14 protein-coding genes are annotated in these 11,356 nt (G+C 59.8%); 10 read left to right on the top strand and 4 right to left on the bottom strand.

The features are described from left to right. Positions 1-114: 114 nt before the first annotated feature. Both Q1A00_RS18385 and Q1A00_RS18380 read right to left on the bottom strand, forming a co-directional pair. Positions 115-516 carry a hypothetical protein gene (locus tag Q1A00_RS18385; RefSeq protein ID WP_299758357.1) on the bottom strand — a complete coding sequence of 134 codons (402 nt, stop codon included), beginning with the start codon at positions 514-516 and terminating at the stop codon, positions 115-117. A gap of 29 nt (positions 517-545) precedes the next feature. Then, the gene (locus tag Q1A00_RS18380) at positions 546-1,514 is read right to left on the bottom strand and encodes an MBL fold metallo-hydrolase (protein ID WP_298482720.1); all 969 of its coding nucleotides are present in this window, start codon (positions 1,512-1,514) and stop codon (positions 546-548) included. A 91-nt stretch (positions 1,515-1,605) separates the two neighbouring features. Between Q1A00_RS18380 and Q1A00_RS18375 the strand changes: the two genes are divergently transcribed. The 7 genes from Q1A00_RS18375 to Q1A00_RS18345 all read left to right on the top strand — a co-directional run bounded on the left by Q1A00_RS18375 (position 1,606) and on the right by Q1A00_RS18345 (position 7,320). Next, positions 1,606-2,124, top strand: coding sequence for a rhodanese-like domain-containing protein (locus tag Q1A00_RS18375; RefSeq protein ID WP_298482722.1), 519 nt, complete (start codon positions 1,606-1,608; stop codon positions 2,122-2,124). Beyond that, positions 2,121-2,942 (top strand): PHP domain-containing protein, encoded by an 822-nt coding sequence (locus Q1A00_RS18370; RefSeq protein ID WP_298482724.1) that lies wholly within the window; start codon positions 2,121-2,123, stop codon positions 2,940-2,942. Before Q1A00_RS18375 ends, Q1A00_RS18370 begins: the two co-directional genes overlap by 4 nt. Positions 2,943-3,358: 416 nt before the next feature. Beyond that, the gene (locus Q1A00_RS18365) at positions 3,359-3,976 is read left to right on the top strand and encodes an NUDIX hydrolase (protein WP_298482727.1); all 618 of its coding nucleotides are present in this window, start codon (positions 3,359-3,361) and stop codon (positions 3,974-3,976) included. A gap of 68 nt (positions 3,977-4,044) precedes the next feature. Next, positions 4,045-4,455, top strand: a complete 411-nt coding sequence (locus Q1A00_RS18360; protein WP_298482729.1) for a DUF4491 family protein — start codon at positions 4,045-4,047, stop codon at positions 4,453-4,455. 40 nt (positions 4,456-4,495) lie between these two features. Continuing rightward, positions 4,496-4,831 (top strand): DUF4491 family protein, encoded by a 336-nt coding sequence (locus tag Q1A00_RS18355; protein WP_298482730.1) that lies wholly within the window; start codon positions 4,496-4,498, stop codon positions 4,829-4,831. A gap of 234 nt (positions 4,832-5,065) precedes the next feature. Beyond that, positions 5,066-5,632 (top strand): 5-formyltetrahydrofolate cyclo-ligase, encoded by a 567-nt coding sequence (locus Q1A00_RS18350; RefSeq protein WP_298482732.1) that lies wholly within the window; start codon positions 5,066-5,068, stop codon positions 5,630-5,632. A gap of 221 nt (positions 5,633-5,853) precedes the next feature. After that, positions 5,854-7,320: a nitronate monooxygenase gene (locus tag Q1A00_RS18345; protein ID WP_299758351.1), complete on the top strand. Its 1,467-nt coding sequence runs from the start codon at positions 5,854-5,856 to the stop codon at positions 7,318-7,320. Between the two features lie 27 nt (positions 7,321-7,347). Here Q1A00_RS18345 and Q1A00_RS18340 read toward each other — a convergent pair whose 3' ends face one another. Further along, a complete protein-coding gene (locus Q1A00_RS18340) occupies positions 7,348-8,319 on the bottom strand; it encodes a hypothetical protein (RefSeq protein WP_298482737.1) in 972 nt (323 codons plus the stop codon). 21 nt (positions 8,320-8,340) lie between these two features. After that, positions 8,341-9,315 (bottom strand): diacylglycerol kinase family protein, encoded by a 975-nt coding sequence (locus tag Q1A00_RS18335; RefSeq protein WP_298482739.1) that lies wholly within the window; start codon positions 9,313-9,315, stop codon positions 8,341-8,343. A gap of 112 nt (positions 9,316-9,427) precedes the next feature. On the opposite strand from Q1A00_RS18335, the gene Q1A00_RS18330 reads away from it, so the two are divergent. The 3 genes from Q1A00_RS18330 to Q1A00_RS18320 all read left to right on the top strand — a co-directional run. Further along, positions 9,428-9,613 (top strand): hypothetical protein, encoded by a 186-nt coding sequence (locus tag Q1A00_RS18330; RefSeq protein ID WP_298482741.1) that lies wholly within the window; start codon positions 9,428-9,430, stop codon positions 9,611-9,613. A gap of 69 nt (positions 9,614-9,682) precedes the next feature. Then, positions 9,683-10,582 carry a site-specific tyrosine recombinase gene (locus Q1A00_RS18325; protein ID WP_298482743.1) on the top strand — a complete coding sequence of 300 codons (900 nt, stop codon included), beginning with the start codon at positions 9,683-9,685 and terminating at the stop codon, positions 10,580-10,582. 162 nt (positions 10,583-10,744) lie between these two features. Then, a partial coding sequence (locus Q1A00_RS18320; RefSeq protein ID WP_366917440.1) for an IS607 family transposase occupies positions 10,745-11,356 on the top strand: 612 nt, incomplete at its 3' end.

The following is an 11,356-nucleotide window of genomic DNA, read 5'->3' as shown; positions in this document are numbered from 1 at the left end:
TGCACCGTCTCTACTGAAGGCCGGGGTCGGTGCGCCGCTCGGCCATAACCTACACGCGCCGGTGCGCGCCATCGCAGGGCGCGCGCCGGTGCCGCGCGCACGATGCCATCGACCCTAGAATGCGGCGCGCGCGCCAGCGATGACGGGCAGCAACGGCGCACGGGCAGCACAGTCCACGTGGCGGATGATCCGCCGGGTTCGGTGCCGGCCGTAGTCGTCACGCCCGCCAACGAACCGGCCCGCGCGCCGGTCGCCGCGTTGGCGGAACCGGCCCACGACGTCATTGGCGAGTCGGTCGACGTGGCGTTCGTCGAGCACGGCGATACGGGGGGACCATCGACGGCCGCCGCTCACGCCCACAGCATCCGGCTGGAGGTCGTTCAACAGTTGGACGCCAACCGCGGCTTCGGGCTGCTGCCGCGCCGCCGAGATGTCGCGCGATGATGAGCGGTGGCCGGAGATCGTAGCGGGAGGGCTGGTGCTGGCCGTCGCGATGCGCATGCGGAAGCGGTTCATGACCGTGATGCTCGAACGTACATAACAGGTTAAGCCGTATACCGCACCAACTCATCGTCTTCGTGGCGTGCGATCATACCGTCAGTCACCAGCCATTCGAGGTGGGCAATCGTTTCGGCAACTGCAAAACGCGCCTCGTGGGGAGTGAAGCGTTCGACGGCAAAGACTTGCTGTGCGACGGCAAAGGCCGTTTCTGCTCCATTGCGCACCGCTTCCAGCATCGCGGCCAGCCGCTCGTGGTGATGCGCTTGCAATTCGGCTACCCGCTCGGCCCACCCTGTGATCGTCTTGCCATGGCCGGGCAGGGCCAGCTCAACCTCAAGCGTCGCCAATTCGTTCAGCGAGGCCAAATATTTGCGCAACGGATCAGGCTCGCTTTCCGGCCAGACGCCGATGTGCGGCGTGATCTTGAGCAACACTTGATCGCCGACCAGCGCTAGCCGGTCATCGGGGGCGTAAAATACTAACTGGCCATCGCTGTGGCCGGGGGCGTGGATCGCTAGAAAGCGCCGCTCTCCCATTGTGAGCCATGTACCCGCCGGCAGCGGCGTGAGTGGCGGATGAGGCCGGGTGGCAGCGCGCAAGGCTGCGATTGCACCGACTACCTGTTGCACGAGATCGGCGGGCATGCCGTGACGGAGAAAATGGCGTAAACTAGGATCATCATGGTCGGCGCGGTGCATCCACACCTCTTCGGCCAATTCGATCTCGCGCGGCGCGAGCAGCACTCGTGCCCCCGAACGCTCATGCAGCCAACCGGCCATGCCGAAATGGTCGGGGTGAAAATGGGTGAGCACGATGGTGTGAATCTGGCGCGGTTCGAGGTCAAGCTCGGCGAAGGCCGCTTGCCAACCGGCTTCGCCGGCAGGGGTGTGCAAACCGGTATCGATCACTGTCCAGCCCTGCGCATCGCGCAGCAAATAGACGTTAACATGGTTGAGGGCGAAGGGGAGCGGCAAGCGTAACTGGTATAGATTAGCGAGCAGTGTGGTGATCATACAGCAGTCCCTGTGTAATGGCGCGACGCGCTGGCGAACAGCTATCTGCATTATAATACCGCGAGGATGTAGACAATACCACATTTGATGTATGGAACATTTTGAGCCAACGTACACCAACCAACCGCCGGCATGGCGCTTGCCGGCAATCATCGGCGGCATTGTGCTACTGGCCGGCGTGCTCGCTTTCGTCATCACCGGAACCGGTGCGCCGGCACCGGCTGCCACCCCGACGGTTGCGCCAACCGTTGAGGCGGCGGCTGGCCACGGCGATTTCAGCAACAGCCTGCCTGCGCCGGTAATTTCGGTAGCTGATGCGCAACGGCGCTGGCAAGCCGGTCAGGTAATTTTTGTTGATATGCGGTCAGGCGACGCCTACAAAGCCGCGCATTTGCCCGGCGCACTCAGTTTGGCCTCGCCCGATCTCAACCAGCGGCTGGCGGCCTTGCCTTCCGGCTGGGTCATCATCACCTACAGCGATGCCAGCCGGCCAGAGGCGGGCCAACGTGGCGCGCAGATCTTCCGTGATCTTGGCTACGGGCCGGTCGCTGCGCTTGAAGGCGGGATTGAAGCGTGGCAGGCGGCGAACCTGCCAGTGGAGCGACCATGATTGATTTGCACATTCATACCAACGCTACCCCCCACCATGCGACGTGGACACCGGTGGCATTGGCGGTGGCGGCGGCGGCCCGCGGTCTGACGATGATTGCAGTGACCGACCACAATACGACGGCGAATGTGATTACCACCGCGATGGCCGGGATGCACTACGGGGTGCAGGTGGTAAGCGGGGTTGAGATTGATAGCGCGTTTAATGGCAAGCTCTGGCATACGCTGGTGTATGGGGTTGATCCTGAGGCGCCGGCCCTGCTCGATCTGTGCGCTGAGGTCGTGAATCGCAATGCGTCCGATGCGGCGCAATTGCTGCGTGATCTGGCGGCAGCCGGCTTTCGACTGCCCAATCTCGGCGATCGTGACCGCCCGCCCACGGTGGCCGATGTCGCACTGACGTTGGCACGCCACAATGACTTGCCCGGACGGGTGGCCGGTGAGGGTGATGAAGAGGCTGGGATGCGCTTCATCCTGACCCATTTTGCTGCGGCGTACCGTCCGTTGAGTGTTGACGAGATCATCAGCGTTGCGCACGATCTCGGCGGGTTGGCCGTGTTGGCGCATCCGGGTCGTGATAAAGGTATCTATGCAATTCCCGCTACCGAGGACGACATTGCGGCCTTGGCCGCAGCAGGTCTCGATGGCATCGAGGTTTACTACCCAACCCACGATGCTGCCACGCGCGAATGGTTGTTGGCTGTCGCAGCTCGCTATAGTCTGCTTGTGTCGGGTGGGAGCGACTCGCACCATCCTCATCAAGCCTTGGCAACGTGGCCGGCCAAGGATTTGACGATGGTGAGCCGGCTGCGACGGTAATTCTATCGCCAAGAGTGCGACAGCATTTAGATCAGGCGTGTTGTAGGGGGAGGTTGCGGTGGGTTAGTAGGAAGCAGTAGCCCCGTATCCCTCTGCTGCGTGTCTTCGCGATAACAAGAATCCATGTCCCTAGCGAACGACGAAGCCTACAGAGATATACGTTCCGCCAAAGCAGAAGATTGCTTCGGGCGTGTTGCTCCCTCGCCATAACAACAGGACGCGCCGCTTTCGTGTCCTTATGGTCTTTGCGCTAGACTGGAGCGACGCGGGCATCGTTGCCTGACAACAGAAGACTGTTGCGGGCGGGTGCTCCCTCTGCTCGAACCGTGTGCATCCGTCTCATCTAGGTGTATTTGTGCCCCATATTCCCTTGCCGTAGCGCCGAGCATGCGCTCAGAATGGTTGAGGTTGCAGTCATGATAAATATTCAGTCGTTCGTTGATCGACTTCCAGCTCACCACCAAGCTGAAGTGGCTGAACTTGCCGCCCAGTATGGCGTGCCGCGCTATCGCCACGTCGTGCTCGCCGATGGCACATTCGATCCGCTAATCAAAACCGATCGGGTCGGTGAAGTTGGGATGGTCGTGCGCCGGCGCAATGGTGGCATCTTGGTCGCGCGCAAAACCTATTATCCGCCAGCAATTTTCCGGCTATTGACCGGTGGCGTTGGGCCGGCTGAATCTATTGCGACGGCACTCGCGCGCGAAGTCGCCGAAGAGACGAGCCTTACCGTGCAGATCAGCCGGTTTTTGAGCGTTATCACCTACGAAGTGCCGCATCCAACGTCGCATCGGTTTGTCAGTTACGTGTTTCTGCTCGATGAAGTAGGCGGCACGTTGCAGGTTGCCGACCCGGACGAGCAAGTTGCTGAGATGCGAACCGTATTGCCGGGCGAATTGCCGGGATTGGCTGTGCGGTTGCGCCAACTGCCTGATTGTAGTGATCTGGCGATTAGGGGTAATTGGGCCCGTTGGGGCCAATTTCGCGCCGTGATGCACGAAGAAGTGGGTGTGTTGTTGGCCTCTGGCACTTGACAGGCCGGCCCTTCCATGTAATACTGCACACAATTGTTAAGATTTGTGTAGATTTGTGAGGGAATGGCATGCTGCAAACAAGTGGTCTCTGGTTGGCTCTCGCCACCTTTCTTAGCATCTGGTGGGGGCACGTTGGCGTGCGTTGGCTTGAAGCGAAGAGCGTCGATATTCGGCCACCAATGGTTGCGTTGATCATCGCCGGTCTCATCCTCAACGTTGCTGCTCTCTTCGCGCCGAATGTCACCATCGGTGGCGTGTGCAGCGTGGTTGGGATTGCGCTATGGTGGGATGCGTTTGAACTAGTGCGGCAAGATCGGCGGGTGCGCCACGGTCATGCGCCGGCTAACCCCAGCAATCCGCGTCATGCCCGTTATCTGGCCGAAGGGAAAGCAACGCTCCACGATCCACTCGATCGTGAACCATCTGATCCGATGGTAGATACGCAACCATCGGCACACCGTGAACCAGAAGTAGCCTAGTGTGCAAGTAGATGAATCGACCATACCATCGAGGTGTATCATGATGTGGGAAGGCTTAGCAATCGGCTTGTTCAGCCTTGGTATTATTGGTTTCGGTTTCTTCTGGGTTATCCGCATGGAATATTATCTCGGCTACTTATGGTGGCCGTACCCTATGCTGTTTGGCATTGGCATTGTTGTTCTGTCGCTGTTCGTCATGGATTCCGGCTGGTCAGCACTGCTCGGTGTAACCGGCGCTTCCTTCATCTGGGGTGCGACCGAGCTGAAGGAGCAAGCGGTCCGTGCCGAATTGGGTTGGTTCCGGCGTAACCCGCATCCGAAGCCGTTGCCACCGTTTGCTGCTCTTATTCGCAAAATCAAAGCTCCACATTTGTGATTGTAAAGACGCAGAGGGGTAAAGGGGCAAAGATTCTTAACGCAAGGAGGCAGAGAACGCGAAGGGCGCGGAGAATCTTAACGTAAAGGCGCAGAGGACGCAACGGATTTGGGATGGTTGTTATCCCACTGCGTCCTCTGCGTTCTTTGCAGTAAGATAGCTGGCAGCCTCCTCTACGACGGTAGGCTTATAGTGCCTTTGCATTTGTTCAATGGAGCAGGTATCATCGACAACATGACCGAGCTTGCCGCCCAGAAAGCTGCTTTGCGCGCCGAAATGATTGCACGCCGCGATGCGCTGCCCGATCGTGATCGGCGCAGTGCGCAGATTTGCGCCTTGGTGCAGCAACTACCGGCATTTCTGGCAGCGACAGCCATTCATTGCTATGTGCCGATGCGATCTGAGGTTGATACGAGATCGCTGATCGCGGCGGCGCTGGCTGCCGGCAAAGCGGTGGCCGTGCCGATCGTGGCCGGTCAGCACCGGCTGGAGCATAGCTGGATCGATAGCCTTACCGAAACCGAATGGGTGCGTGGCCGGTTTGGCACGCTCCAGCCGCGCCAAATCCGCCCGGCTCAACCCGGCGCGTGGTCGTTGACCATCGTGCCCCTGCTGGCGTTCGATCGCGAGCTGTACCGGCTTGGGTATGGCGGTGGGTTTTACGATGCGTTGCTGGCCTCTGCACCTGCTATCGCGGTCGGCGTCGCTTTTGCCGTACAAGAAGTGGCGCACGTGCCCCGCGAGCCGCATGATATTCGGCTTGATATGGTTGTCTGCGAGGATGGGGTCAGAAGAGTATAGCAGGGTCAGCGCAGCGCTCTGCCCTGCTGGCCGGTAGCGGATTCTTATCTGGCGCTGGTTCCTACTCTGCGGTATGATAAGAAGGAGAGGATTCAGTTTCCGTTTGCGTCGCTTGTTGATTAACCCCGATGGCATTCCACGGAAATAGATGCCTTGCCTCGCCTGTCTTTGGCAGCGATCGTAATCGGCTGCTGTTTGTAATGTCTAAGGAGTCTTGAATCATGCGCGCCACCGATTTGCCGATGATTATTCAGGGTGGTATGGGCGCCGCCGTTTCTGATTGGCGGTTGGCGCGGGCCGTTGCCGCTTGCGGTCAGCTCGGTGTTGTTTCCGGCACCGGCATTGATACCATTCTCATCCGGCGCTTGCAAGATGGCGACCCTGATGGCGTAATGCGGCGGGCTATGGCGCATTTTCCCATCCCCGGCGTAGCCGAGCGGGTGCTTGAAGCCTATTTCCGGCCTGAAGGTCGGGCGCCTGATGAGCCGTATACGTTGCTGCCGATGTACAACCTGAAGGTGAGTAAAGAGCGGCAACAAGTGGCGATGTTAGCAGCGTTTGTCGAGGTTTGGCTGGCCAAAGAGGGGCATGATCGCCCAATTGGGATGAATTTGCTAACTAAAATTCAGTTGCCCAATTTGGCCTTGCTCTATGGAGCGTTGTTGGCCGGAGTTGACGTAATTATCATGGGCGCCGGTATTCCACGCGAAATCCCAGCGGCGCTCGATGCGTTGGCGGCTAACCAGCCGGCGCGCCTGACGGCAGAGATTGAGGGTGACGATGGCGCACCGCCAACGTACATTACCTTCGAGCCGGCGGAGCATTGGCCGGGTGAGCCGCCGGCGTTGCGCCGGCCACTGTTTTTGCCGATTGTAGCCAGTGTGACGTTGGCGACGATGTTTGCGCGCAAGATTGCCGGCGTCGATGGTTTGGTGATCGAGGGCCCAACTGCCGGCGGGCACAATGCGCCGCCACGGGGCGAGTTGCAACTGAACGAACGTGGCGAGCCGATCTATGGGCCGCGCGATCTGGTTGACCCAGCCAAGATTGCTGCACTTGGCCTACCGTTTTGGCTGGCCGGCGGCACGGCTTCGCCGGAAGGGTTGGCGGCGGCACGGGCCGCCGGCGCAATGGGTATTCAGGTGGGCACGCTCTTTGCCTTCTGCACCGATTCGGGCTTGGCTGATCCGCTGCGCCGTTCAGTACTCGCAGCGGCTGCCCGTAATGCAGTTGATGTCTTCACCGATCCGCGCGCTTCGCCGACCGGCTATCCGTTCAAGGTGGTGCGTTGGGAGGCCGACCCGGCGCAAGGCGTGCCGCGCCAGCGGATCTGTGATCTTGGCTATTTGCGCACGATGTATCGCACACCGAAGGGAACCATCGGCTATCGTTGTGCCAGCGAACCAATTGCGACCTTCGTCAAGAAGGGCGGTGATCTGGCCGAGACCGAAGGCCGACGCTGTTTGTGCAATGCGCTGATGGCCAATATTGGGGTGGGGCAGGCGCGCACCGATATTGGCGTTGAGCCACCGCTGTTGACGAGTGGCGATGATCTGGTGCGGCTGCGCACGATCTTCGATTTGACGCAGGGCTATTCGGCGGCTGATGTGATCGCCTACTTGCTGGGCGAGCGTTCGGCAATGGTCGTGCTGCCGGAGGCGCAACCGGCAGAGACCGTGGCACAGTAGAGTGAACACGGCAACGCCGGATGTTTTCTACCGCGCCCACGACAAGCCCGCATCGGCGTTGATGGTGAAATTGGTTGAAATGCGGCGTGGTGAGTCAATCTGCAATCCTTTATCAGTAATCGTCACGCCGGCCAGATAGAGGTCAAACCCGCGCCCCCCCGGTGGAATGGCGAGAAAGGCAAGCATCGCGCCGTCGGGTGAAAAGACCGGTGCGCGGGCAGTACCGAGGTCGGTCAAGCGCACCGCCGATCCACCAGTAACCGACATGGCGTAGAGATCACTTCCCCCGTTAATGCCGACGGCGAACACCAGCCAGCGCCCGTCGGGGCTCAAGGCCGGATCGTATGCTGGAACCGGCGCTCCCGGTAAGGGGGCAGCTTGGCCGCCGGCAATCTGGTACAGTTGTTGTTGCCCGTCACTGCCTAGTGGGGTACGCACCGCGATCAGATCGCCCGATGGCAACACGGCAATGCGGCCCAGATGGGCATTTGCGTCGGCGAAGATAGGTTGGCGCTGGCCGGTTAGGTCATAACGAAAGATAGCCAGCGGCGCATCGGCTGGCGGATCACCCACCGGCGGCGCGCCTTGGGCCGCGGCGAGCAACCCGCTGCCATCGGGCAACCACGTTGGGTATAGCGCCCACATCGCGGCGTAGACCCGCTCGAGGCTGCCGGGGGGCGCAGCCGGGTCGTTGCGGGTGAGTTGGGCAATGGGAACACCCGCACGATCAGCAACGAGCACATCACTGGCGCCGGCTCGCGGCACAACGTAGGCGATCCGTTCGCCAGCATGATCAAACACGGCGTGGGTTGCCGGCGGTGCAATGACTTGGCGGGCCGTGCGTCCTTCCCACAACCAGATACCGCCGCTGTGGCTAAACAAGAGCCTTCCGGGCAGTTCGTCGCCGCGCAGGGTCGCCGGTGCGGTCGGCGATACTGGCGCGGCTGGTGTGGCGCAGGCGGTAACGAGGAGCAGAAGCAGGATCAGGAAGCGATTCATAAATAGTCGACAAATAACCTTTTACTCTTCTACGCGGCGGCGGCGCAGCCACGCCAGCAGGCGTTGCGGCCACCGGCGCGCGCTTGGCGGCGGCTGCTGGATCAGGTCGTCGGGCAGATCGGGCGGTAAGAGCGCACGCAAGGCCGCTGGCGCCACTGAAAAGCGCATAGGTGTCGTCCCAATGGGATCGCCGTCGACCTGTACCGGCAAGGGTGGGCGTGTGATGACCTCGATCGTATGCACGCGGTAGTAGGAAATGTCGGGATTGAGGCTGAAGCGACGGCGTAAGATCGCGATCAGATGGCCGATCGCATTAATTCCGTTATCACCCTTAATCACGCACACATCGAGCAAGCCGTCATCAATGCTGGCGCGGTGGGTAATCTTGACCAAGCCGCCGTACAGTTGCGAATTACCGACCACAATCATCAACACCCGCGCCTTGATCGGGCGACCGTCAAGCAAGATGCGGGCGCGAGTGCCGCGAATCCGCATCACCTCTTTGATGCCGTGCACCACGTATGCCAAAGCGCCAAACCGACGCTTTTCGTCGGGGCGGACATTCGCCGTAATTGCGGCGTCAAACCCAATCCCGGCCATCAACAGAAAGTAGCGATCGCCGGCGCGGCCCAAATCAATCGTGCGCGGCGACCATGCCAGCATCGTTTGTGCAGCGGCGCGAGGTTGAAGGGGTAAACCCAATTCGCGCGCCCAAACATTCATGGTGCCCAGCGGCAACGTGGCTAACATCGTCTGGCTACCGACAAGGCCATTTACAACCTCATTGATTGTACCATCGCCGCCGGCGGCCACCACTAACTCGTAGCCATTGGCAGCGGCTTGCCGGGCAAGGCAGCGGCCATCACCGGGGCCATTGGTCGGCTGCAGATCAACCACCCATCCCTGTTCTCGCCAGACCTGAGCGGCCGCCTCAAGTTCGGCTTCTAACTGTCCGGCATGGCCAGCAGTTGGGTTAAAGACAATCAATGTGCGCATGCAAGTTGGCTCTCTGTATATCAGGCTATGGTCAGTATAGCAGAATCTATGCGCAGCGTATTGCCAGCCGGCAACGCATGGTACAATAGGCGGGCGAAGGAGGAGGATGTCGATGAGTCAGTTGCAGCTAGAACCAATCTCGCCAGCGCCTGAGGAACCGGCCCCGCTGATGATAGCCGGGCTGCGCAGCACCGATGATGATGAGCGTGAATGCCCAGTCTGTCAGGCGCAGATGCGCCTCTGGGCCGGATTTTATCGCTGCCAGCACTGTGGCTTTAAGGAGAGCTGCTGTTTCTGAATTGACACGCCGCCGTCTTTCCAGTACCATAACCGCTACGCAGGCGGCGATCAACGACCGGGCAGACGCATGAACCAGTATGTAGCGCAATTTCTCGCTTATCTAGCCGATGAACGCAAAATGTCGGCCAATACAACCGCAGCGTATCGTACCGATCTCGATCAGTTGTGCAGCTTCTTGCAGGATCGCGGTATCGAACGCTGGGCCGATGTTGACGCCGAGGTGATGATGGCCTTTGTGCTCAACCTCAAAGAGAAAAAGTACGCCAACTCGACGGTTGCGCGCCGGCTGGCGGCAGTAAAGTCGTTTTTCGCCTTTTTGCGCGAACGAAACGTCATCAGCCACGATCCAGCCGAACAACTCGACGCGCCGCGCGTCGATCGCTTTCCGCCGCGGGCAATCTCCCAGCATCAGGTTGATGAACTGCTGGAGTTGCCGCTGCAAAATGGCACACCCGAAGGGTTGCGCGATAGAGCGATGCTTGAGGTGTTGTACGCAACGGGGATGCGGGTAAGTGAGTTGGTCGCGCTAAATGTAGATGATGTCGCCTTTGATGCTAAAACCGTGCGCTGCTTGGGCCGGCAAGGCCGCGAACGAACGGTTCCATTGAGCGATCCGGCAGTGACGGCGCTGGAAGAGTATCTCGATATCGCGCGTCCTCAGTTGGCCCGCCAGACGAGCGGTAATGATGAAGCGCTCTTCCTCAATCATCGCGGTAAGCGGTTGACCCGTCAAGGCTTTTGGCTCATTCTCAAGAGTTATGCCGAACAGGTGGGCATGCATGATTTGACGCCGCATATGTTGCGCCATTCCTTTGCTGCCCACCAGTTGCGCAGCGGGGTTGATTTGCGTGAGTTGCAGGAACGGTTGGGCCATGCCTCGATTGCGACTACGCAGATTTATACCCATCTGGCCGAAGAGACGCCGCCGTCGAATGCGGCCAATAACGGCCATGCTCCTCATACGTAGCGCCGCACGGCAGGGCAGTGTTCTTGCGGCTAGGCCGAGATGGCTCGCGTGAAGTGTTTGCGCGCCCTTCCGGCCTGTGCTATACTCGTTTGGTGGTGGCGATGAACCGGAGGAGGAAGACTCTAGTCTTGACAATTGTGTGCGATAGTGTATACCAGTCTCATGGAAAGCACCATGAGCACTGGTAAGGCGGCGAAGCTGCTCGGCGTGTCTGTCAAGACATTGCAGCGTTGGGAACGCGAAAGGCGCTTGATACCGGTGGCACAAACGGACCGCAATCGCCGTCTGTACACCGAAACACAGTTGCGTGAGTTCATTGGGTTGCGGCAGGCGGTAGCCGAGCCAACACGGATAGTAGCTTCCTGCCGTGTATCACGTGCGGCGCAGAAACCGGACTTGGCAAATCAGCGTAGGGTGCTGGAAGAGTTTGTGGTAGCGAAGGGGTTGGCGAACGTCGAGTTCGTCGAGGAAGAAGGCGGTGGGCTGAACTTCAAGCGCAAAAAGTTTTTGGCGCTGATGGGCGAAATTGGTCGGCGGGAAATCAAGACCCTGATCCTTGCCCACCGTGACCGGCGTACTCGCTTCGGTTTCGAGTGGTTTGAGCACGACGCACCATCCCACGGATGCGAGGTGCTGGTGCTCAATCAAGAGCGTCTCTCGCCAGAACAGGAAGTGGTGCAAGACCTAATGACCATCGTGCATTGCTTTTCGTCCAAGCTTTACGGATTGCGGAACTACCGGAAAACCCTGAACGAAGCGCTGAAACAGGATACA

This window comes from uncultured Chloroflexus sp. (genome assembly GCF_938091255.1).
In the GTDB taxonomy this organism is placed as follows: domain Bacteria; phylum Chloroflexota; class Chloroflexia; order Chloroflexales; family Chloroflexaceae; genus Chloroflexus.
Note: the sequence above shows the minus strand (reverse complement) of the source record. Positions and strands in the feature narration are given on the sequence as shown.

What these genes read in the sequence shown, in the direction of transcription:
- Q1A00_RS18385 (WP_299758357.1), bottom strand. Translation starts at nt 516, where the DNA reads ATGAACCGCTTCCGCATGCGCATCGCGACGGCCAGCACCAGCCCTCCC.
- Q1A00_RS18380 (WP_298482720.1), bottom strand. Translation starts at nt 1,514, where the DNA reads ATGATCACCACACTGCTCGCTAATCTATACCAGTTACGCTTGCCGCTC.
- Q1A00_RS18375 (WP_298482722.1), top strand. Translation starts at nt 1,606, where the DNA reads ATGGAACATTTTGAGCCAACGTACACCAACCAACCGCCGGCATGGCGC.
- Q1A00_RS18370 (WP_298482724.1), top strand. Translation starts at nt 2,121, where the DNA reads ATGATTGATTTGCACATTCATACCAACGCTACCCCCCACCATGCGACG.
- Q1A00_RS18365 (WP_298482727.1), top strand. Translation starts at nt 3,359, where the DNA reads ATGATAAATATTCAGTCGTTCGTTGATCGACTTCCAGCTCACCACCAA.
- Q1A00_RS18360 (WP_298482729.1), top strand. Translation starts at nt 4,045, where the DNA reads ATGCTGCAAACAAGTGGTCTCTGGTTGGCTCTCGCCACCTTTCTTAGC.
- Q1A00_RS18355 (WP_298482730.1), top strand. Translation starts at nt 4,496, where the DNA reads ATGATGTGGGAAGGCTTAGCAATCGGCTTGTTCAGCCTTGGTATTATT.
- Q1A00_RS18350 (WP_298482732.1), top strand. Translation starts at nt 5,066, where the DNA reads ATGACCGAGCTTGCCGCCCAGAAAGCTGCTTTGCGCGCCGAAATGATT.
- Q1A00_RS18345 (WP_299758351.1), top strand. Translation starts at nt 5,854, where the DNA reads ATGCGCGCCACCGATTTGCCGATGATTATTCAGGGTGGTATGGGCGCC.
- Q1A00_RS18340 (WP_298482737.1), bottom strand. Translation starts at nt 8,319, where the DNA reads ATGAATCGCTTCCTGATCCTGCTTCTGCTCCTCGTTACCGCCTGCGCC.
- Q1A00_RS18335 (WP_298482739.1), bottom strand. Translation starts at nt 9,315, where the DNA reads ATGCGCACATTGATTGTCTTTAACCCAACTGCTGGCCATGCCGGACAG.
- Q1A00_RS18330 (WP_298482741.1), top strand. Translation starts at nt 9,428, where the DNA reads ATGAGTCAGTTGCAGCTAGAACCAATCTCGCCAGCGCCTGAGGAACCG.
- Q1A00_RS18325 (WP_298482743.1), top strand. Translation starts at nt 9,683, where the DNA reads ATGAACCAGTATGTAGCGCAATTTCTCGCTTATCTAGCCGATGAACGC.